Raw genomic sequence first — 21,238 nt, 5'->3', positions numbered from 1 at the left:
TGTATCGCAGTTTTCTTTGCTACGCGATATTCGACGCGCCGGAAACGATTAGGGTTATTGACATGCAGAGCACGATGCAGGAATTGCCACTGAACCTTCAAAGAATCCTCAGCTACGGCGCCACTGTGTATTCAACGACGCCCGTGACCACCTTTGAAGGCGAAGTTCCACAGGCATCCAGCTTTGGTGAGGTTGCCGCCCGAGCCGCAGCGTTCGCCCACGCCCTACGCGATGATTTGGGCATTAACGGCGATCAGCGTGTGGGCAGTTTCATGTACAACTGCAATGAACACCTGGAAACTCTCTTCGCCGTGGCGTGCATGGGAGCTGTGTTCAATCCACTAAATAAGCAATTGATGAATGATCAGATCCGCCACATCATCAATCACGCGCAGGATGAGGTCATCGTGGCGGATCAACGCCTTGCCAAGCAGTTGGGCTCTATTTTGTCAGGCGGCTGCCCGTTTGTCCGAGCTGTGGTATTCATCGGCCGTTCCGACATCGCCCAGGCAGCAGCCCACATACCCGAGCACATTGCTTGCTATGGGTATGAGAAGCTTCTCGACGGCAAAAGCACCGTTTTTCATTGGCCGGTGCTTGAAGAAACGACCGCCGCAGCGATCTGCTATTCCACCGGCACCACCGGCGCACCGAAGGGCGTGGCTTATTCGCACCGTGCGCTCTACCTGCAGGCGATGAACCTCCGCACCACCGACTCCGTGGCCGTGGCTCACGGCCAATCCTTTCTGTGCTGCGTGCCGATCTATCACATTCTGAGTTGGTGCGTTCCGATTGCCGCGTTCATGTCTGGCACTCCGTTGATCTTCCCCGGCGCCGATGTGTCAGGCCCCTCGTTGGCGCACATGATCGCCACGTCCCATCCTCGTGTTGCCAATGGCGTGCCCACCCTGTGGATTCAGCTCATGGTTCACTACATGCGCAACGCGCCGGAGCGTATGAGTTTGCAGGAGATTTTCGTTGGCGGCTCGGCGGTTCCCCCCATGCTCATTGACTTGTGGGAGCAGCGCTATGGCGTGGACGTCGTGCACGTGTGGGGCATGACGGAAACGCTAGCGATCGGCACGGTGGCGCGGCCACCTTCGGGTGTGTCTGGAGAAACTAGGCGCGAATACCGCATCTCGCAGGGCCGCTTCCCCGCCTCGCTTGAATTCCGGGTGGTGAATGATGGTGAGGTGATGAGTTCCACCGACCGCAATCAGGGTGAAATTCAGGTTCGAGGCAATTGGGTCACCGGTTCGTACTATCACTCTGAGACCGAAGAAGCTGGTGGCGTTGCTTCAACATTCCGCGAGCACGAGGTGGATGATGCGCCGGAGCAATTCACACCGGATGGATGGTTGCGCACCGGCGACGTGGGTTCGGTGACGCGCGACGGCTTCCTCACCGTGAAAGATCGTGCGCGCGATGTGATTCGCTCTGGCGGCGAGTGGATCTACTCCGCCATGTTGGAAAACGCCATCATGAACCAGAAGGTTGTAGTGGAGGCCGCCGTGGTCGGTTACCCGGACACGAAGTGGGGAGAGCGCCCCCTGGCTGTGACGAGGCTTGTCGACGGCGTCGAGGCGAACGCAGAGACAGCGGAGCGCCTTCGCGATGCGCTACGCGATAGTTTCCCAAACTGGATGCTGCCGGAGTACTGGGCCTTTGTGCAGCACATTGATAAGACTTCCGTGGGAAAGTTTGACAAGATCGATCTGCGCGAACACCTCGCTGCGGGCGACTACGATGTAATTGCGCTTCAAGGCCCCGGCGCCGATTCACCCGGCAACACCACACCGCCAAGGCGAGAGCATTAAGATCAGCTCAGCCCATGGTGAATTAACACCATTATTGCCGTAAAATATGGCAGATATCCGAACTTCAACCCAAGGAAGGATCTGAGTTGAGCGTTCAGCTTGCCATGCCAGCCATCCGCAGCACCGCCCCGAGCGGGCAGCCACTGCTGCGCGAAGGGGTCGGTGAGCTGCGCGATCAATGTGGGCGAGTAGCCAAAGATTTACGCGTCTCACTCACAGATCGCTGCAACCTGCGCTGCACGTACTGCATGCCAGCAGAGGGAATGGAGTGGATCCCCAGCGAAGAAGCACTCAGCGATGATGAGGTGCTGAGGCTCATCCGCATCGCAGTGAACAGGCTCGGGGTGGAGCAGGTGCGCTTCACCGGCGGCGAACCACTCATGAGGCGCTCATTGGAGCACATAGTGGCGGAGTCAGCGAAGCTACGCACCCGGACAGGCAAAGCTATCAGCACTGCCTTGACTTCCAATGCGCTCGGATTAGACAAGCGCGCGCAAACATTGAGGAACGCTGGTTTGAACAGGGTGAACCTCTCACTGGACACGCTCGATCCGCAGCGCTATCTGGCACTGACCCGGCGCGACCGCCTCGCGGATGCGATCAAGGGCATTGACGCGGCAATCCGAGTGGGTTTTTCACCGGTGAAAATCAATACTGTGGTGATGAAGGGCGTTAATGAGTCCGACGTGGTGCCACTTGCCCGCTTCGCATTGCAGCGCGGGTGTCAGCTGCGCTTCATTGAGCAAATGCCCATCGGGCCGCGCAATTTGTGGAAGCGCGAGGATATGGTCACGGCCGAAGAGATCATTGGGATGCTCTCCGAAGAGTTCTCCATGACCCCGGCGAGCGTCCCCCGCGGTTCTGCTCCCGCCGCTTTGTGGAATGTCACATCTTCGGCCTACCAAGGCACAATTGGCATTATCGCCTCGGTCACGCACCCCTTCTGTGGGGATTGCGACCGCACTAGACTGACCACCGACGGCGCTATCCGTAATTGTCTCTTTGCTCATTCGGAGACGAGCCTTCGAGATCTCATGCGCGCAGGTGCCGATGACGCGACGATTGCCGAGGCTTGGGCGCAGGCCATGTGGGGCAAAGCCTTAGGTCACGGCATCAATGATCCGGCTTTTGTGCAGCCGGATCGCACAATGTCCGCCATTGGCGGCTGAAGGTCTAGGAGGAGTTGGCTTATGTCTTGCACGCACAGCAATTTTGATCGCACCGTCAAGCAGCACCGGGAAGCGGTGCTCGATTTACTTTCTCCCCTTCCTTCGCAGCGTATTCCGCTGCCGGCGGCAAAAGGACGGGTATTGGCGAAGGACGTTACAGCGATACTTGCTGTGCCGGCCTTCAGCAACTCCGCGATGGACGGCTACCTAGTGCATGCGGCCGATCTGCACGGTGAAGGCCCCTGGGATCTCGAAGTAGCTGCAGATATTCCAGCAGGCGCTTCCCCCACGGAGGTTCCCACCGGAAAAGCCGCGCGCATCATGACGGGTGCGCCTACCGGAGAGCACACCGAAGATCTGCTAGTGGTGCCCGTTGAGAACACCGACCAGCAACCCGGTGCGGCCGCGCTTCCACAGCAGGTAAGGATTCTTCACGCCACACCTGATCGCAGCCATATACGCCCGAGGGGTGAAGACGCGCAGCCGGGTGATGTGATCATTGCCGCTGGCACTGCCATCGACGCGGGCACCATTGCAGCGTTGGTGTCCTGCGGGGTGCACGAGATTGAAGCGTATGCCCTCCCGAACGTCACAGTGTTTTCCAGCGGCGATGAACTCGTTCCAGCAGGTGAAGTGCCCGGTCCAGGCCAGATTCCTGACTCGAATCGCCCGATGATTGCCGAATTGTTGCGCAACGCTGGAGCGAACGTGACGCAACGCCACGTGTCTGATGATCCAAAGGAATGCGAGAAGGCGATGCAGGAAGCGGCGGCTGCCAGTGACCTGATCGTTACTACTGGTGGAGTTTCCGCTGGCGCTTTCGATGTGATCAAAGAAGTACTTGGCTCGAAGGACATGTGGTTCGGTTCCGTCGCTATGCAGCCCGGCAAGCCGCAGGGCGCTGGAGTGTTTCACTCAGGGCACAACTCCACCACCGTGCTCTGCCTGCCTGGCAACCCGGTGAGCGCCTTTGTGTCCTTCTATTTGTTTGTGGCCCCTGCTTTGCGCCGCCTATCCGGCATGAGCGTGGCACGCAGCTCGGATCCCCTCAAGGTTCCCGCAACACTGGGAGCTGAGATTCGCGCCAATGGCCCGCGCGAGTTATTCATTCCGGCTCGTGTGGAGATGCAACAGCGCCTGCTTGCCACCCCTGCCCTAGCCGGTGGTGTGGGCTCTCACCGTGTGGCATCGTTGTCTGCTGTGCGCGGGTTGATCCACCGCGAACCCCACGCAGAAGCCGCGCAGCCGGGCGACACGGTTGAACTTTGGCTGACCCAACTTTAGGAGCATTATGCGCTTTACTCACTTGAATGATTCCGGCGCCGCCTACATGGTGGACGTCACAGCCAAGCAACCCACCGTGCGTGAGGCGAAAGCTCAAGGCGAGGTGGCGTGTTCATCAGAGGTACTTGAGGCGCTGCGCAATGGCACTGTGCCAAAGGGCGACGTGCTGGCGGTCGCTCGTGTGTCAGGTATCGCCGCTGCGAAGCGTGTTCCGGAACTGCTTCCGCTGGCGCATACCATCGGGGTGCATGGTTGCGCGGTGGGACTTGAAATCCGCGATGATCATGTCTTCATCGAGGCTACCGTGCGGACCGCGGATCGCACCGGCGTGGAGATGGAGGCGCTGACGGCCGTGAGTGTTGCTGCGCTTTCGATCATTGACATGGTCAAGGGCGTCGATCGATCCGCGTATATTCGCACTTGTGGCATCGTGGCCAAATCAGGTGGGCGGTCCGGGGATTGGTCCCGTGAGCTGCCCCGATAGCCTGAGCGTGATCTTGCTCGCCGGCGGCAAGGGCGAGCGTATGGGATATGACAAGGCGCTGATCAGGGTCAATGGCACCAGGCTTTTCGACGTCACCCGCGCCAACATCCCCAGTCACCACGCGGTGATTGCCGTGAGCCCGCAAGATCTGGATTATGAACCCACGGTGTGCGAGCAGCCGCCTTTCGGCGGCCCAGTGGCAGGCATCGCTGCAGCACTACCGCTCGTGAGTAGCGAGCTGGTGGCGGTGCTCACCGTGGATGCCCCTGCTGCCCCGAGTTTGCTGCCGCAAATGCGTGCGCAACTCGGCAACCACGATGCCGTGGCCATCAGCGATGGGTCGCACGTGAATGCGCTGTGCTCGCTTTGGCACACAACCGCACTGCGAGCCGCCATCGATACCCTGCCCCAGATCAGAAACATCGCTGCCAGGTGCCTGCTCAACCACGCAGATGTGCACGTGCTCGCAGGTGATGGAAGCGAGCGCGACTACGATACCCGCGCCGAACTCAGCCAGCTTGGGCGGGTGTCACCCGAAGACTAAACACCATCCCGGCTTCCTTATGGCCAGGTAGTGAACACCAACCTTCAACGTCGCGGCTCGGACGAAGCTCAATGGCATCCCGCTCGCCGGGCTGCACCCTGCGGGTTTGCTGATCACCTAGCACGAGGTCGTGGACCATCGTGGAGGTGTTCTCCAACTCAATGCGCAGCGATGTACCCTCCGGCACCGTCACCTCATCAGGAACGAAACGCAAGCCCTCAATACGCACACGCACCACCTCATCTCCTGCCGCTGCAGGCTGCGCCGGTTGAGCCACGCCAAAGAACATGACCATAGCGGCGGCCAGGGCCGCCCCCACCATGGCCCACGCCAGCCTCGAAGTGCTCTTTTCCACCGAGTGTTCCTCTCGCTTTCCTTGCATCACCACTGCCCTGCCAATCGCTGCCACATTCCAAATCACTCCCAAGCCAATCAACGGCCACGCCGCAGGGTGTCCAAGCACGCCCAAAATGCCACCAAGCAGCAGTAATACAACCCTCGCGTATCCGCTGCGCTGAGCACAACCACGAGCCGCGCGCACAGCGTCGGGTCCACCGCCGACCATGGTGGGCAGTAAGAACTGCAGCACGCTGAATACCGCCATCAGCAACACCGCGGCTAGCAGCCCAGGTACGAGGGATTCGAACACTGCGTGTGGATCACGCCCGAAGGTGAGCGCGGTGGCGTCGAAAAGCTGCAAAGACACCAGGCTCATCAGCGCCGCAATCAACCCACCGGGCGCAGAGGCAACATTGCCGCCAAGCGCGTCAGCGATGATCGGGTGGAGCAGATAGACGCTCGCCACAACCACTCCGAGCATGAAAACCCCAGCGATGCGGGGCAGATTAAAGCCGAGCAGCCACACAGCATGAATGAGGCACAGGCTGTAAAACCCCAAACCCTTCAGAAATCGGACGCGGGCGACGGCGCTGATCTTCGTGCCGCTGAGCGTGGGCAACAATGTCAAAACGGTGCCGAGAATGCTCATGCCCACAAAACCCCATATGGCGGCTCGCGAGTGCGCCGCGATGAGCGCGCTATAAGCACCGAGACCGCTGCCGGCAAGGATGGCGCAGATGATCGCCACCAACAATGAGACAAGCGCCCCCACGTACATGGTTACACTCAGTGCGAAATGTCCAGACAGGCTGCCAAACAAACGCTTGATTACCCAACCTAGTTGCATCGCTCCGGCAAGAAGCACCAGCACCGCGCCAAATATTTCCAACGGCCCCCAAGCCGTGGAGGGATCTCCGAGGAGCAATACCACCAGCCCCACTTGCACCATCCCCACGCGGATAGTCACACCGCGAAATCCCGTGTGAGCAGAACGCGTCAATGCCTCTGTGAAGTGCGTGATGTACGTCAAGATGGCGGTGGCGATAACACCCAGCGTCGCACTGTGAATAAGCTGCCACCAGCTCACTTGCACCCAGCTCCGATGAGCAAGCCAACCCGCCACGCTCACGCATGACCAGAACCCCAACACCAAGAAGATGCCACGGTGCCAGCGGGCGCGCTGCGCCAAAGAGACATCGCTGATGCCCACTTGCATTGGTTTAGCGCCGGGTGTTTGCAATTGCACTGCGCTTCCCCTTCCATACGCTCAACGTCACCGCGCAAATCATGAACACTGCGACGGCGACGACGTTACTCACCCCCGCGATGCGCCATGCAAGCAGATCGCCAATGAGGCTGCCTAACACTCGCGCACTAAGCCCCACGTGAAGCAATATCACTGGAATGTAGAGCACGCGGTGATAAGGCAGAGTTCGCTTGCTCACGGCGGTGGCAATCGTCGGCGCATGGGCGAAGATCATGGACATCACGAACCCGAGGAAGATCGCGTGGACGCGGACATCGTAGGAGCCCCCGATCACCCAGACAAGAGCCGCGAGTATTAACCAGACATACGCGGCGAGCATGCAAGCAGCCATATATCTGGATACCCCTTGGCTACGGATGAGTTTTCGGGCTACATCTACGCGAAGCGCTGCCGCGCCCACTCCGCCCAGGGCAAGACCGAAAAGTGCATTCCCTGCAGGATGCGCGATTGCCACCACTGCGGCAGAAAATAGCGCCATTACCGACCAGGCGATCCGCCCTTCCGCATTCGCGCCAGCGAAGGAGACGCGGGCGAGTTCGATTCTTTCGCCGATAATCGTGGCGATGGCGAAGCATGCTGCCATGGGCAGGGCTGAAGCGAAGCTCGTGTTGAGCATCCACTGTGCTACGGCCAAAACCCCTGCAACTGCACCGATCATTTGCACCTGCACGGCTATGGTGGCGGCCCGGCGCTGAATGTGAATGTAGATTCCCACGAGCGCGCTGAAGCTGAGCACCCAACATATTCCCGCAACAATGGCCAGTTGTGCAGCAAGGGTCACGCTCGCGACCGCGGCTGCAATGGGCGCAATCCAACCCCAGGTCACTCGCGCGGCGACGGCGCGCTCCAAACTAATGGCGGTACCTAGGAATCCGAAGACCATCAGCGCCCCGTGATCCAGCGGCTGCACTGCGATGATTCCGGCGAGCCCCAGGGCTGCACGCAGTCCGAGTACGAGGGCGAAACCCGCACACGCGAGCAGAACGAGCCGCCCCGCGGCAGTATTTTTCACGTCTTTCATCGTAGTTATTTGGGCGCTATGCTTTCAAGCATGCAGCTACCACTTTCCGCTACCGAACAGATCCCCACCCTCAACGCCTGCGTCATCCCCCATGCGCTTCGCCACGGAGCCATCCACGGCGCCCTCGGTTCGCGCGCCGTTGGGGAATCAATGATTCTCATTGCGCCGCATAACCCAATTCCGCTACTCAACGAGGTTGAGGGCAGGAAGGAAAGCTTCGAGCTCACCTATCTACAAGAAGGTCCGAAGGACTGGCACATCAAGTTCACCCGTACTGCCTAAGCTGCAGGAAATGCGCCTCGAGCGCTTCTTCAATACTGCCCCACACCGTTTCGATCACCCCGAGCACATCTTTAATCCCGCCTGGAGAGCTCGGGGTGTTCACGATCAAGCAAGGCGAACCTCCCACAATCCCCAGGCCAATCACACCCCTACTCAACCCAGCCTTCTGCGTATGTGCCAATCCTTGGAGCAGCACTTGCGTTTCAAGGCCAAAGAGGCGCTGCCTGACATATTCCAGACTCACTTCAGGCGTGCAATTACCGGGATTGAGGCCGGTCCCTCCCGCAATCACAAGCACACGCAGCCGCGAATCGTACAGTCGATCAATCGCCGCGCGCAGCGCAGCCTCATCCTCCGCGACGCAACAATGCTGCACATCTGCCGCACCCCACCGGCGCAGCACATCCAAGGCCACCGGCGAGACCCGATCCTCACGCTGAGCAGCAAGGATCCTGTCGCTCACTACGATGACAGCAGCGCTCCACGCGTCCATGAGTGCCCACTCTTTCCCGCTTCTGCCCGCTCGAACGACCGATCAAAAGCTTTTATTTAGCGTTTTACCGTGCAAAATTACGCGAATCAGTATTAAACACGGTAAATTCTAAGTCAATAAGCGTGAGGTGACACACGCCTCACGGACGCCCCTTCATCAAGAGGAATCACATGACACAACTTCGCACCGACGGCCGTGTGCTCGAAGGCTGGGATCCCGAGCACGACGAGACTTGGAACAAGCAGATCGCCTGGAAAACACTCTGGATTTCCACCATCGTCCTGATCATCGGCTTTGCCACCTGGTATCTGGTCTCCGCCATCGCCCCGATGCTGAACAAGATCGGCTTCGACCTCACCAAATCACAGCTCTACTGGCTCACCGCCATCCCCGGGCTTTCCTGCGGCATCTTCCGTCTGATTTTCATGTTCCTGCCGCCCATCATCGGCACCCGCAAGCTCGTAAGCATGTCCTCCTTGCTGTTCATCCTCCCGATGTTCGGCTGGTTCTTCGCCGTCCAGAACTCCGACACCCCATACTGGTGGCTGCTCACCCTCGGCTTCATCTCCGGCATCGGCGGCGGCGTGTTCTCCGGCTTCATGCCATCCACCGGCTACTTCTTCCCCAAGCGCCTCCAAGGCACCGCCCTTGGCATCCAGGCCGGCATTGGCAACTTCGGCATCTCCTTTATCCAGCTCGTCGCTCCTTGGCTCATGGGCTTTAGCCTCATTGGGCTCGGCTTCGTCGCCCCACAGCGCACCGAGGCTGGCGAGGTCTTCGTCCACACCCCCGCCATCATCATGGTGCCCTGGGCTTTGATCGGCGCCGTCGTGGCGTGGACAGTGCTCAAGGATGTGCCAGTCAAGGCCAACATCCGCCAGCAAATCGACATCTTCGGCAATAAGAACACCTGGATCCTCACCGTCGTCTACCTGATGACTTTCGGTGCCTTCTCCGGCTTCGCCGCACAGTTTGCTCTGCTGATCAACAACGTCTTCGGCGAGGCCTCGCAGTTCGCGGGCCAATACGCTGACCTCCCCAAAGGTGCCAAGTACGCCTTTCTCGGCCCACTGATCGGCGCTCTGGTTCGCGCAATGTGGGGCCCGCTGTGCGACCGCTTCGGCGGCGCCATCTGGACCTTCGTCGGTGGCGTGGGCATGACCATCTTCACCGCGCTGGCTGCCTTCACCCTGAATCCCGATGAGCCGGGCGATTATAAGTGGTTCCTGATCTTCATGCTCATCGTCTTCTTCTTCACCGGTCTTGGCAACGCGGGCACCTTCAAGCAGATGCCCATGATCCTGCCCAAGCGGCAGGCAGGCGGCGTGATCGGTTGGACCGGAGGCATCGCAGCATTCGGCCCCTTCATCTGCGGCGTGTTGCTGTCCATGATGGCTCCACAAGTCTTCTTCTTTGGCTGCGTGGTCTTCTTCGCCATCACCACGGCATTGGTGTGGATCTACTACGCCCGCCCGAACGCTCCTTTCCCGGGCTAGTTGCTTTTCGACGCCCCCGCCCCACCTCACACCCCACATAGAAAGGGTCGAACGATGCCAAAGACTGAGCATTCGACAAACCCCCTCTTTTCCATGGGCAGCTTCCTGCGCAAAGGCGAAACCGGCAAGGAAGGCCAACAGATCTTCCTCAAAGGAGGCCGCCAGGCGGACGTGTTCTACCGCGACCGTTGGGCCTTTGACAAGGTAGTTCGCTCCACTCACGGCGTGAACTGCACCGGCTCTTGCTCTTGGAAGGTGTACGTCAAAGATGGCGTGATCACTTGGGAATCCCAGGCCGTGGACTATCCCACCACCGGGCCGGACATGCCCGATTATGAGCCTCGCGGCTGCCCCCGCGGCGCATCCTTTTCGTGGTACACCTACTCTCCCACCCGCATCCGCTACCCATATATCCGCGGCGTACTGCTGGACATGTTCCGCGAGGCCAAAAACCGCTTGGGAGACGCAGTGCTGGCATGGCGCGAGATCGTCGAAACGCCAGAAAAGCGCGAGGCGTATATTTCCCAGCGCGGCAAAGGCGGATTGGTCCGCGTGAGCTACCAAGAAGCCATGGAAATTGCCGCGGCCGCACACGTCTATACCGTGAAGCAATACGGTCCAGATCGCATTGCCGGCTTCACCGTGATTCCCGCGATGTCTCAGGTGTCTTATGGCGCCGGTACCCGCTTCCTCCAATTGATCGGCGGCGTGGCGCTGTCCTTCTACGATTGGTACGCGGATCTCCCACCGGCTTCACCACAGACCTTTGGTGATCAAACCGATGTTCCCGAATCAGGCGACTGGTACAACTCCAGCTACCTGATGATGTGGGGCTCGAATATCCCGGTCACCCGAACCCCCGACGCGCACTTCATGGCCGAGGCCCGCTATAAGGGCACGAAGGTAGTGGTCGTTTCTCCCGACTTCGCCGACAACACGAAGTTCGCCGATGAGTGGCTGCGCCTTGCCCCCGGCACCGATGGTGCCCTGGCATTTGCCATGGGCCATGTCATCTTGAGCGAATTCCACGTGGGCAAGAAGGAACCCTTCTTCCTTGATTACATGCGGCAATTCACCGATGCCCCATTCCTTGTGGAACTCGACGAGCGCGAAGATGGCACCGTAACTCCCGGCAAGTTTCTCACCGCAGCCAACAGCGGAGACGAACACCTCGCCAACAGTGCTAATGCCACCCACCGTCTTCTGGTGATGGAAGCAGACGGAAGCGTCAAGGACCCAGGCGGCACCGTTGCGGACCGCTGGGGAGACGATGGCGAAGGCAAGTGGAACCTCAAACTCGATGGCGTGGATCCGGTCATGACGGTGGCCGAGGCCGGTGCCAATGAATCCGCCGAGGTGTGCTTCCCCCGTTTCGATCTGCCCGGTGGCGGCGAGGGCGAAGGCCCCGTGGGTGCTGGCGTGGTCCGCCGCGGCGTTCCGGTCCGCACCGTCAATGGCAAGCGCGTCACCACGGTGTTTGACCTCATGCTCGCCCACTACGGCGTGGCTCGCCCCGAACTGAACTTGCCCGGCGAATGGCCCGAGGATTTCTTCGACGCCGCCGTGGTTGGTACTCCCGCGTGGCAAGAGGAGCTCACCGGTGTTCCAGCGAATGCAGCCATCCGCATTGGTCGCGAGTTCGCTCAAAACGCGGTGGACTCCCAAGGCCGCTCGCAGATCATCATGGGCGCCGGCGTCAATCACTACTTCCACGCCGATTCCATCTACCGCACCTTCCTGGCGCTCACTTCTATGTGTGGCACCCAAGGCGTCAATGGCGGTGGCTGGGCTCACTACGTTGGTCAGGAGAAACTGCGACCAATGAACGGCTGGGGGCAGTACGCCTTCGCGGGCGACTGGAACCGCCCGCCCCGCCAGATGATTTCCACCGGCTTCTACTACCTCACCACCGACCAGTGGCGCTATGACACCACCAAAGCCTCACGCCTGGCATCACCACTGGCGAATCGTGGCGCTGTCGGCGAAAAGACCACGGCCGATACGCTCGTAGAATCCATGAAGCGCGGCTGGATGCCCTCCTACCCACAGTTCGACCGCAACACGCTGGCGCTCGCGGAAGAGGCGAAAAACAAAGGCCTGAGCCCACAGGAGCACATTGCCAATGAGCTCAACGCCGGCAACCTGCACTTTGCCTGCGAGGATCCCGATAACCCACAGAACTACCCGCGCATCCTGCTGAACTGGCGCACCAATCTGCTGGGCTCCTCCGCCAAGGGCACAGAGTTCTTCTTGCGTCACATGCTCGGCATCGATTCCGATGCCACTGCAGAAGAGATCGACCCCGAGGATCGTCCGAAGTCGATGGTCTGGCGCGATGAAGCGCCGAAGGGGAAGTTGGATCTGATGCTCACCACAGACTTCCGCAACACTTCCACCTCCCTGAGCTCAGATATCGTGCTGCCGGCGGCTACGTGGTACGAGAAACACGACATGTCTTCAACCGACATGCACCCCTTCCTGCATTCCTTCAATGCAGCCATCAACCCGCCGTGGGAGGCGCGCAGCGACTTTGAGGTCTTCCGCGATCTCGCTGCCGCCTTCTCCACGCTCGCGGCCAAGTGGCTGGGTACCCAAACCGACGTCGTCGCCGCACCACTAGCGCACGATTCACCAGACGAGCTCGCCATGCCTGGCGGCGTAGTGCCGGAGTTCGACGAGCACGGCTATGTGCCGGGCAAGACCATGGCAAAGCTCGTCCCCGTTGAGCGTGACTATGCCGCAGTGTACGAAAAGTGGATGCACTTAGGCCCGCTCACCGGGAAGTTGGGCACGGGTGTACATGGCACCGCGTATAACGTCGAAAAGCAAGTTGAAGAGCTCAAGTTGATCCTGGGCGAGTCTGAAACTGAAACCGCAGGTATGCGTCCTGACCTCAGCACCGCACCGAAGGTCATTGACATGATCCTGCACCTCTCTGGCGTGTCCAACGGCGAGGTGGCAGCGGAGGGATTCCGCAACCAAGCCAAGCGCACGGGCCTGGAGAACTTGCACGAGCTCGTGGACAACGTCGAGGGCACCCGCATTAACTGGGACATGATCAAGGAACGCCCAGCGGAGGTCATCACCTCACCCGAATGGACGGGCATCAAGAAGGACGGAAGGCGCTACACCGCATTCTCGATCAACCGCGAGTACCTCAAGCCCTTCCACACCTTGTCCGGCCGCATGCACTACTACCTGGATCACGACTGGTTCATGGATTATGGCGAATCCCTGCCCATGTACCGCCCGCCACTGGATCACCTCCACGTGCACGGCGAGACGGCTCCCGGCGAGCTTCTGCGCAACGAATCCGGCGATCCAGAGGTGACGGTGCGCTACCTCACCACACACAACAAGTGGTCGATTCACTCGCAGTACTACGACAACTTGCATGTGCTCTCGATTTCTCGCGGCGGCCAGGTGATTTGGATGTCGCAAAAAGATGCCGACAAGTTGGGTGTGAAAGACAATGACTGGATCGAGGCATACAACCGAAACGGTGTGGTCTCTGCCCGCGCAATCGTCTCGCACCGCATCCCCGAGGGCACGGTGTTCATGAACCATGCCCAGGAGCGCACCACCGGTACGCCCATTAACGAGTCCACTGGCCGCCGCGGCGGTACACACAACTCGCTGACTCGCATCATGATCAAGCCGATTCACGTCGCCGGTGGCTATGGCCACCTCACCTATGGCTTCAACTACATCGGCCCCACTGGCAATAACCGTGACGAGGTCACGCGCATTCGCCGCCGCTCCCAGGAGGTTGAATACTAATGAAGGTCATGGCTCAGATCGCAATGATCATGAACCTAGACAAGTGCATCGGCTGCCACACCTGCTCCGTGACGTGCAAGCAGGCATGGACGAACCGCGAGGGCACCGAGTACATGTGGTTCAACAACGTTGAAACCCGCCCCGGCGTTGGCTACCCCTACGGCTGGGAGGACCAGGGCAAGTGGGAAGGCGGATGGGTGTTGGACAAGCGCGGCAAGCTCAAGCCGCGCGCAGGCGGACGCTTGAAAAAACTTGCCACCATCTTCCACAACCCCAAACTGCCCACCATCGAGGATTACTACGAGCCCTGGACCTACGAGTACGAAAAGCTGCTCTCTGCACCAGCGGGGCAAAAAACGCAGCCCACGGCCCGCCCCGTCTCGCAGCTCGATGGCCGGCCGATCGACACCATCAAGTGGTCCTCCAACTGGGATGATAACCTCGGCGGCTCGGGGCAAACGATGGACGATGACCCGGTGCTCAAGCAAATGAACGTGCAAGTGCGCAAGGAGATCGAAGATGCCTTCATGTTCTACCTGCCGCGCATCTGCGAGCATTGCCTGAACCCCACCTGCGTTTCGTCGTGTCCCTCGGGCGCGATGTATAAGCGCAGCGAGGATGGCATTGTGTTGGTGGATCAAGACCGCTGCCGTGGCTGGCGCATGTGCGTGTCCGGCTGCCCCTATAAGAAGGTCTACTTCAACCACAAGACGGGCAAGGCCGAAAAATGTACGCTCTGCTATCCGCGTATTGAGGTTGGCCAGCCCACGGTGTGCTCGGAAACCTGCGTTGGCCGCCTGCGCTACTTGGGAGTTTTGCTTTACGACGCCGACCGTGTCGCATCGGCAGCGTCCACCCCGGATGAGCGCGATCTTTTTGCCGCGCAGAAAGACATCCTGCTTGACCCACACGATCCGGAGGTGCAACGAGCAGCGGTGGAATCGGGTATCCCGCACGCATGGATCGATGCTGCACAGCAGTCCCCCATCTGGGACCTCATCTTCCGCTATGAAGTCGCCGTGCCTCTACACCCGGAGTACCGCACCCTGCCGATGGTCTGGTACATCCCGCCGCTGAGCCCAGTGGTCGATGCGGTCACGGCATCGGGTGCCGACGGCGAGCATCACAGGGTGCTTATGTCCGCGATTTCTAATATGCGCATCCCGCTGGAATACCTGGCTGGGCTGTTCACTGCAGGTGACACGGCACCAGTAGAGAAGGTGCTGCGCCGCCTGGCCGCTATGCGCTCTTACATGCGCGATATCAACCTCGGTAACGAGCCGCAGGAAGAGATTGCCAAGGCAGTGGGCATGACTGGCCGTGATATGCAGGCCATGTACCGTCTGCTGGCGATTGCCAAGTACGACGATCGCTACGTCATTCCTACGGCATCGCCTGAGACTCCGCGCGGCATTTCCTCCCTGCCATCCTTCGCAGGTGCCGATCCAGCAGCCACCGTGGCCGCTTTCCACGGCCTAGGCGAGGGCGCCCCAGAGGCCTGCCATTCCGAAGGCAGCACGGGCGGCCCCGTGCCCCTGGCTTCCTGGAGCGCTGGGCAGCGCCCGGATTCCATGTTCCCGAGGAGCAGCTAATGCGCACCCACATTGGCATCGTGCCAACACCAACCCAATCAGTAGCGATCAGTACCGAGCAGCGCAAGGAATTGTTCATGGCCTGTTCACTACTGCTGGATTACCCAGACGCAGCACGCTTTGATCGCTTCAAGGCCGTCCAAGCAAGCCTCAACCTCATGCCTCCGGCGATTGAAGCGAAGCTCGAGGGCTTCTTCGAGGCAGCCCAGATTCATGGGCAACGCTGGCTGGAGGAACACTATGTGGAGACCTTCGACCAGCGCCGTCGCTGCTCCTTGTTCCTCACCTACTACGCCGTGGGTGAAACTCGCCAACGAGGCACCGCCATATTGGCGTTCCAAGACGCGCTCGCCTCGCTCGGTTTTAGCCTCAACCGCGAGGAACTGCCCGATCACCTCTGTGTGGTGCTGGAGGCCGCCGCATGCGCTGAAGGCGAGGCGCACGAACAAGCAACGCAGATGCTTGCAGCGCACCGCGATGGCATCGAGGTTCTGCGCGCTGCGTTGGAGACTTTTGATTCGCCCTACACCAACCTGGTGACGGCCGTATGCATGGCGCTACCGCCAATCGATGAAGAACTTGCCCAACATTTTGAGCAGCTCATCCGGCAAGGCCCTCCCGCCGAGCTCGTTGGCCTTGGCACTCCCTTCCCTTTTGCTCAACCCGAAATCGTATAAGGATCCACCATGAATTCTCTGGCAAACTTCCTGTGGGTGGCATACCCGTGGCTGGCGATCGTGGCGTTTGTGCTGGGCATGTCATGGCGCTGGCGCACCGATCAATTCGGATGGACCACACACTCCACCCAAATCTATGAGTCCAAACTCCTGCGTATCTCTTCCCCGCTGTTCCACTGGGGCATGATGTTCGTGATACTCGGCCACGTCATGGGCCTGGCGTTCCCAAAGTCTTGGACCCGAGCCGTAGGCATCAGCGATGCCGCGTATCACCTCATCGCCACCATTCCCGGCACCATCGCAGGCATCGCGGCCGTGCTCGGCCTCGTTGGATTGATCTATCGCCGTGTGCGCCATCGCTCGGTGTTTCTCTCCACATCGAAATCGGACAAGGTCATGTACGTGCTCCTGGCCCTCGCGATCCTCTCCGGCTTCATCGCCACCGTGAGCACGCAGGTCTTCGGCGGGCCGCACGGCTATGACTACCGCGAAACGATTTCGCCCTGGCTGCGCCAACTGTTGATCTTCAATGCGCATCCGGAGTGGATGGCGGACGTGCCCTGGCAATTCAAGGTTCACGTGCTCTCCGGCTTCACGCTCCTGGCGGTGTGGCCCTTCACCCGCCTGGTGCACGTGTTCTCTGCGCCCGTCGGTTACACCACACGCCCCTATGTGGTGTACCGCTCCCGCGATACTCGCACTGGCCCCACTCGTCAGCACGTCGCATGGGAGCCGGTACGCTCAAACAAGAAGCAAGTTCACGAGCCCAACGACGAAGGTCAGTGGTACGGAGCATAGGAGCTTAAAAAATGAAGCGGATCATGCCTGTTGCAGCAGCGCTGATGCTTCTTCAAGCCTGCGCGCAGTATGATTCACTGCAGGTTTTCGGCGCTGCATCCACCCGCCTCATCAACGAGGACTTGGCCGCCGCGATCGACGCCTCCCTAAGCTTCAACAACGCCGGTTCTTCGGCACTGGTGCAACAAATCGCCGAGGGCGCTGAGGCCGATGTGCTCATTACGGCCAACGAGCAAACAATGAAGCTCGCACAGTCGAACGTTGCAGCACCGCGTGCGGTAGCCAGCAATGACATGGTGCTCATCGTGCCCAAGGGCAACCCCGCTAAGATCAGCAGCTTTTCCTCGCTCGATCACGCCTTGCTGGTGATCTGCGACGCCAACGTGCCCTGCGGCGACACCACTGCGCAACTCGCCAAGGCCAATGGCGTGACACTCAAGCCAGCATCGCTGGAACAATCCGTCTCCGACGTCCTCGGCAAGGTGATCAGCCAAGAAGCCGACGCTGGCGTGGTGTACCGCACCGACGCGGCAGCAGCCTCAGAACAGGTTGAGGTAATCGAGATCCCCCACGCCGAAGAATTCAAGAACACCATCATGGCGGCGGTGGTCAAGAATTCGAGCAAACAGAAGGCGGCTGCGGGGGTCGTCGAAAAGCTGGACAGCGCTTCATTCGACGAAGTCTGGCAACGATACGGCTTCATCCCGAGCCCATGAAACAACGCGCTCCGTTGATACCCCGCGGCGTGCACGCGCTGGCGTGGCTCGCACTATTGCTGTTGCTCTTACCCTTGCTTGCGCTGGCACTGCGAGTGCCATGGCGGCACCTACCAGCGCTTCTTGCCGAGCCTTCTACGCAGCACATGTTGGGCATCACTTTGACCAGCGCGGCGCTTTCCACCATTGTTGTGTGCGCTCTTGGCGTTCCGTTGGCGTTGAGTCTCCAGGTCATGCCGCGCGGGGGAAACCTTGCCCGAGCTCTGGTATTGCTCCCCCTCGCGATGCCTCCGGTGGTCAGTGGCTTGGCGCTTGGCGCTGCATTCGGGCGCAAAGGCTTATTGGCGCCACTTCTTGATCAATTGCACGTCCAATTGGCCTTCAGCTTCGCGGGTGTGGTTCTGGCGCACACCTTCGTCTCTTTGCCCTTTCTTGTGGTCACCGTGGACGCCGCACTGCGCCAATTCGACGCCGAGGTGTGGTACTCAGCGCAATCGGTGGGGCTATCGCCGACCTATATCCTTCGCCGCATTGTGTTGCCTGCTCTTCGTCCCGCAATAGCCACCGGCGCCGGGCTTGCGTTTGCTCGCTCGCTGGGAGAATTCGGCACCACCCTGACATTCGCGGGCTCGCTGCCTGGGGTCACGCGCACCCTGCCGGTGGGTATCTATCTTGAGCGCGAGACCGATCCAACTGCGGCTTATGGGCTCGCAGCGATCCTGGTGCTGCTGGCGATTATGATGCTCGCGCTGGCGATGCTGCCCGGACTCTTCCGCGCGCAGCCACCCACCAAAGCCGTACCTCTGCAGACTATGGATCTCGATGCTCTCGCGCGGCTGAGCGCACCGAATCGTGCTGCTCAAAACCTCACCTTGGGCAAGATCACGATTCCCGCTGGAAGCTGCGTCGGTGTGATTGGACCAAATGGTGCCGGCAAAACCACGTTGCTGCGAAAGATCGCCGGGAGAATTCCGGCGAAGGTCTTCGGCGATGGCGCTCGCCTACCCAACGCGATGTGGCAGCGCGGCATTGTCATGCTCACCCAATCTCCAGGCCTGCCGCCAAGCGCCACGGTGCTCGAAACCATTGCGATGGTCCACGACGAACCCGATGCACTTCTGCAGGCTGCGGGGATGGAGGCGCTCGGGGCTATTCCGAACCAACAGCTCTCCGGAGGGCAGGCAGCGCAGGTGGCATTGCTGCGGGCCCTGGCTGCTAGGTCTTCCATTTTGCTTCTCGACGAGCCCCTGGCCGCCATCGATGTCCATGCCAGCCAGCGCTGGCGGCGGATGCTTCAGGTGGCTCAACGAAACCGCACCATCATGATGGTCAGCCATAATCCCACCGATGTGGCAACGCTATCGAGCCATGTTCTCATCCTGGAGGCCGAAAAGACCGCGCTGATTCGCGCCACTGAGGAGGAATTCCAACGCCCCAGCAGCGACTTCTCCGCGTCCTTTGTGGGGCTGAATCGCTTGGAGGGCACGGTAACAGCAGTTCGAAACGGCGTCGTGGAGCTGGACTGCCAAGGGCTCACTGTGGTGGGCACCAGCGATGAATCGCTCAACGCTGCCGAGCAGGCAATCGCCGTGTGCGCTCCAGAGGCCGTCACATTAAAAGTCCCACAGAATCGGACGACACAGGAGTCTGCACGCAACCAGTGGGAGGGGCGAATCACATCGATAGAAATTCATAAAAATGTGGTGTTTGTGCGTGTAAAATTTGCAGCAGCATCGATAACCTTGCACACCACGCAAGCGTCGGCGATACGTTTGCAACTCCGGGTAGGTGCAAACGTTATTTGCGCTGTTAAAGCCTTAAACGTGCACGTTTACCGTTCACCTGCCCCAAGTCAGCACTGAGGAATCATGAATAATCACGCTCCACGCCCAGCCACTGATCTCTTTCCTGAGTCTCTCAACCTGAGCCCGAAACAACGGCTGGTCCTTGATACTCTCAGCGACTATCCGGACGGCGCCCGTGTGTCTGAACTGGCAGAAGAGCTCAATATGCACGTCAATACCATTCGCGGGCATTTGGATGAGTTAGCGGAGCGCGGAGCCATCCACTCCTTCACTGCACCGGCTATTGGTCGCGGCCGACCCTCATTAATTTATAAGGTTCGCATCCCCGATAATCGCACTGTCGCCGCAGAGTATGTCACCCTCATTGAGGTGATGGGAGCATTTCTTGAAGAGCAGTTCGCTACCCCCGAACAGGCGGAGGCCGCCGCGAGAGTCATTGGGAAACGCTGGGGAGAAAAGCTACGCGAACGAGGCTTGGAGCACCCCGAATCCCATCACGGCTTCGTTGGGCGGCTTACGGGCTATTTGCGCGAAATGGGTTTCGACCCAGCGCCAACCGATCATGATGAGCACCAGACCCACATCGCGATGCACAGCTGCCCTCTGGCCACCGAAGATTTCCAACCAACACCGTTCATTTGTGCTGTGCACGAGGGCACCCTGCGGGAGCTGCTTGACGACGCCACGGTGCGCCTGGATCTTCAGCCATACGACAAACCCGGTGCCTGCTGCGTGAAGATCCAGCGCCAGGGTTAAGCCAGAACGTTGACTTCCACGGGCCCGGCCACATCAAGCGGGAGAACCTGCATGCCGGCTTCGGCAGCCTGCTGCAGTAACTCGGGCTGAACCGCCTCGGTTGCCAAGACCATGGCGGTGGGGCCAGCGCCGGAAAGATACGCAGCAACACCACGATTGCGAAGCCGATTCACCCACTCGGCGGTCAAAGGCAGCACATCTGCGCGATAAGGCTGGTGTAAGCGATCGCGGGTGGCTTCCCACAGCAGCTCTGGATGGTGCTGCAGCGCCACTGTCATCAGCGCGGCGCGTGAGACATTGAAACGCGCGTCGATGTGGCTAATCTCATTGGGCAACACCTGGCGCACCGCATCAGTGGAGGCACGGACGTTAGGAACCAGGGCAACGGCTCGGATTTCTGCGTGCACCGGAATGGCCACAGCCTTGTATTGCGGATCCGTTCCGTCGACTGGCGTGGACGTCCATGAAACCACGGCGCCGCCTATGACTGAAGCTGCCGCATTGTCGGGGTGACCTTCAAAGGCGGAGGAAAGCTGCACCAACTCCTCAGTGCTCAGCACTCCCCCGGCAAGCCCATTTGCGGCGGCTACTCCGGCCACCGCCGCAGCAGCCGATGAGCCCAAACCGCGCGACTGTGGAATGCGATTGCGACAGGTCACTTTGAGGCCGGGGGCAGATACACCGGCAGCATCAAGTCCGGAGCGGATGGCTCGGACCACCAGGTGGCGCTCGTCTACAGGCACTTCGCCTTCACCTTCGCCCTCAACGAGGACTTCCAAGCCTGCGTCGCTAACTTCGACCCACACGTCGTCGAAAAGCGAAAGGGCCAGGCCAAGGGTGTCAAAGCCGGGACCGAGGTTCGCTGAAGAAGCTGGCACGCGGACGTGGACTTTGCGTCCCGGTTGCAGTTCGCGCATG

General features: G+C 60.0%; 18 protein-coding genes. 14 read left to right on the top strand and 4 right to left on the bottom strand.

Features of this window, described 5'->3' with window-relative positions; genetic code table 11:
• Positions 1–62 precede the first annotated feature (62 nt).
• The 5 genes from CGERO_RS04510 to mobA all read left to right on the top strand — a co-directional run bounded on the left by CGERO_RS04510 (position 63) and on the right by mobA (position 5,298).
• Entirely contained in the window at positions 63–1,817 is a 1,755-nt protein-coding gene (locus CGERO_RS04510) for a long-chain fatty-acid--CoA ligase (protein WP_123933676.1), read from the top strand.
• Between the two features lie 104 nt (positions 1,818–1,921).
• Positions 1,922–2,986 carry a GTP 3',8-cyclase MoaA gene (gene moaA / locus CGERO_RS04505; protein WP_123935934.1) on the top strand — a complete coding sequence of 355 codons (1,065 nt, stop codon included), beginning with the start codon at positions 1,922–1,924 and terminating at the stop codon, positions 2,984–2,986.
• Positions 2,987–3,007: 21 nt separating this feature from the next.
• Complete coding sequence (locus CGERO_RS04500) at positions 3,008–4,270, top strand: molybdopterin molybdotransferase MoeA (protein WP_123933675.1); 1,263 nt, start codon at positions 3,008–3,010, stop codon at positions 4,268–4,270.
• Positions 4,271–4,277: 7 nt separating this feature from the next.
• Positions 4,278–4,754 carry a cyclic pyranopterin monophosphate synthase MoaC gene (gene moaC, locus CGERO_RS04495; protein WP_123933674.1) on the top strand — a complete coding sequence of 159 codons (477 nt, stop codon included), beginning with the start codon at positions 4,278–4,280 and terminating at the stop codon, positions 4,752–4,754.
• The gene (gene mobA / locus CGERO_RS04490; protein WP_123933673.1) at positions 4,738–5,298 is read left to right on the top strand and encodes a molybdenum cofactor guanylyltransferase; all 561 of its coding nucleotides are present in this window, start codon (positions 4,738–4,740) and stop codon (positions 5,296–5,298) included. Before moaC ends, mobA begins: the two co-directional genes overlap by 17 nt.
• Here the strand turns inward: mobA and CGERO_RS04485 are convergent.
• Both CGERO_RS04485 and CGERO_RS04480 read right to left on the bottom strand, forming a co-directional pair.
• On the bottom strand, positions 5,264–6,883 hold the full coding sequence (locus tag CGERO_RS04485) for a cupredoxin domain-containing protein (RefSeq protein WP_123933672.1): 1,620 nt from the start codon (positions 6,881–6,883) through the stop codon (positions 5,264–5,266). The genes mobA and CGERO_RS04485 overlap by 35 nt on opposite strands.
• The gene (locus CGERO_RS04480) at positions 6,858–7,916 is read right to left on the bottom strand and encodes a hypothetical protein (RefSeq protein ID WP_123933671.1); all 1,059 of its coding nucleotides are present in this window, start codon (positions 7,914–7,916) and stop codon (positions 6,858–6,860) included. Before CGERO_RS04480 ends, CGERO_RS04485 begins: the two co-directional genes overlap by 26 nt.
• Positions 7,917–7,955: 39 nt before the next feature.
• Here CGERO_RS04480 and CGERO_RS04475 point away from each other — a divergent pair, with 39 nt between their 5' ends.
• Positions 7,956–8,207: a DUF2249 domain-containing protein gene (locus CGERO_RS04475; protein WP_123933670.1), complete on the top strand. Its 252-nt coding sequence runs from the start codon at positions 7,956–7,958 to the stop codon at positions 8,205–8,207.
• On the opposite strand, the gene CGERO_RS04470 is transcribed toward CGERO_RS04475, so the two are convergent.
• Positions 8,191–8,700, bottom strand: coding sequence for a molybdopterin-binding protein (locus tag CGERO_RS04470; RefSeq protein ID WP_123933669.1), 510 nt, complete (start codon positions 8,698–8,700; stop codon positions 8,191–8,193). The genes CGERO_RS04475 and CGERO_RS04470 overlap by 17 nt on opposite strands.
• Positions 8,701–8,870: 170 nt before the next feature.
• On the opposite strand from CGERO_RS04470, the gene CGERO_RS04465 reads away from it, so the two are divergent.
• The 8 genes from CGERO_RS04465 to CGERO_RS04430 are packed head-to-tail and all read left to right on the top strand — an operon-like array spanning position 8,871 to position 20,320.
• Positions 8,871–10,196, top strand: a complete 1,326-nt coding sequence (locus CGERO_RS04465) for a nitrate/nitrite transporter (protein WP_123933668.1) — start codon at positions 8,871–8,873, stop codon at positions 10,194–10,196.
• A gap of 54 nt (positions 10,197–10,250) precedes the next feature.
• Positions 10,251–13,976, top strand: a complete 3,726-nt coding sequence (locus CGERO_RS04460) for a nitrate reductase subunit alpha (protein WP_123933667.1) — start codon at positions 10,251–10,253, stop codon at positions 13,974–13,976.
• Positions 13,976–15,568, top strand: a complete 1,593-nt coding sequence (gene narH / locus CGERO_RS04455; protein WP_123933666.1) for a nitrate reductase subunit beta — start codon at positions 13,976–13,978, stop codon at positions 15,566–15,568. The genes CGERO_RS04460 and narH overlap by 1 nt, the downstream gene beginning before the upstream one ends.
• A complete protein-coding gene (gene narJ, locus CGERO_RS04450) occupies positions 15,568–16,245 on the top strand; it encodes a nitrate reductase molybdenum cofactor assembly chaperone (RefSeq protein WP_123933665.1) in 678 nt (225 codons plus the stop codon). The genes narH and narJ overlap by 1 nt, the downstream gene beginning before the upstream one ends.
• A 9-nt stretch (positions 16,246–16,254) precedes the next feature.
• The gene (gene narI / locus CGERO_RS04445; RefSeq protein WP_123933664.1) at positions 16,255–17,043 is read left to right on the top strand and encodes a respiratory nitrate reductase subunit gamma; all 789 of its coding nucleotides are present in this window, start codon (positions 16,255–16,257) and stop codon (positions 17,041–17,043) included.
• 11 nt (positions 17,044–17,054) lie between these two features.
• Positions 17,055–17,759, top strand: coding sequence for a molybdate ABC transporter substrate-binding protein (gene modA / locus CGERO_RS04440; protein ID WP_123933663.1), 705 nt, complete (start codon positions 17,055–17,057; stop codon positions 17,757–17,759).
• Positions 17,756–19,621, top strand: coding sequence for an ATP-binding cassette domain-containing protein (locus CGERO_RS04435; protein WP_123933662.1), 1,866 nt, complete (start codon positions 17,756–17,758; stop codon positions 19,619–19,621). Before modA ends, CGERO_RS04435 begins: the two co-directional genes overlap by 4 nt.
• Positions 19,622–19,627: 6 nt before the next feature.
• Positions 19,628–20,320 (top strand): helix-turn-helix transcriptional regulator, encoded by a 693-nt coding sequence (locus CGERO_RS04430; RefSeq protein WP_123933661.1) that lies wholly within the window; start codon positions 19,628–19,630, stop codon positions 20,318–20,320.
• On the opposite strand, the gene thrB is transcribed toward CGERO_RS04430, so the two are convergent.
• A complete protein-coding gene (gene thrB, locus CGERO_RS04425) occupies positions 20,317–21,237 on the bottom strand; it encodes a homoserine kinase (RefSeq protein ID WP_123933660.1) in 921 nt (306 codons plus the stop codon). The genes CGERO_RS04430 and thrB overlap by 4 nt on opposite strands.
• Position 21,238: the final 1 nt, after the last annotated feature.

Origin of the sequence: Corynebacterium gerontici, from assembly GCF_003813985.1 — a bacterium.
Taxonomy (GTDB): Bacteria; Actinomycetota; Actinomycetes; order Mycobacteriales; family Mycobacteriaceae; genus Corynebacterium; species Corynebacterium gerontici.
This window is presented reverse-complemented; position numbering and strand designations above follow the sequence as displayed.

Coding starts and splice junctions, on each gene's coding strand:
- CGERO_RS04510 (WP_123933676.1), top strand. CDS start 63: ATGCAGAGCACGATGCAGGAATTGCCACTGAACCTTCAAAGAATCCTC.
- moaA (WP_123935934.1), top strand. CDS start 1,922: ATGCCAGCCATCCGCAGCACCGCCCCGAGCGGGCAGCCACTGCTGCGC.
- CGERO_RS04500 (WP_123933675.1), top strand. CDS start 3,008: ATGTCTTGCACGCACAGCAATTTTGATCGCACCGTCAAGCAGCACCGG.
- moaC (WP_123933674.1), top strand. CDS start 4,278: ATGCGCTTTACTCACTTGAATGATTCCGGCGCCGCCTACATGGTGGAC.
- CGERO_RS04475 (WP_123933670.1), top strand. CDS start 7,956: ATGCAGCTACCACTTTCCGCTACCGAACAGATCCCCACCCTCAACGCC.
- CGERO_RS04470 (WP_123933669.1), bottom strand. CDS start 8,700: ATGGACGCGTGGAGCGCTGCTGTCATCGTAGTGAGCGACAGGATCCTT.
- CGERO_RS04465 (WP_123933668.1), top strand. CDS start 8,871: ATGACACAACTTCGCACCGACGGCCGTGTGCTCGAAGGCTGGGATCCC.
- CGERO_RS04460 (WP_123933667.1), top strand. CDS start 10,251: ATGCCAAAGACTGAGCATTCGACAAACCCCCTCTTTTCCATGGGCAGC.
- narH (WP_123933666.1), top strand. CDS start 13,976: ATGAAGGTCATGGCTCAGATCGCAATGATCATGAACCTAGACAAGTGC.
- narJ (WP_123933665.1), top strand. CDS start 15,568: ATGCGCACCCACATTGGCATCGTGCCAACACCAACCCAATCAGTAGCG.
- narI (WP_123933664.1), top strand. CDS start 16,255: ATGAATTCTCTGGCAAACTTCCTGTGGGTGGCATACCCGTGGCTGGCG.
- modA (WP_123933663.1), top strand. CDS start 17,055: ATGAAGCGGATCATGCCTGTTGCAGCAGCGCTGATGCTTCTTCAAGCC.
- CGERO_RS04435 (WP_123933662.1), top strand. CDS start 17,756: ATGAAACAACGCGCTCCGTTGATACCCCGCGGCGTGCACGCGCTGGCG.
- CGERO_RS04430 (WP_123933661.1), top strand. CDS start 19,628: ATGAATAATCACGCTCCACGCCCAGCCACTGATCTCTTTCCTGAGTCT.
- thrB (WP_123933660.1), bottom strand. CDS start 21,237: ATGCGCGAACTGCAACCGGGACGCAAAGTCCACGTCCGCGTGCCAGCT.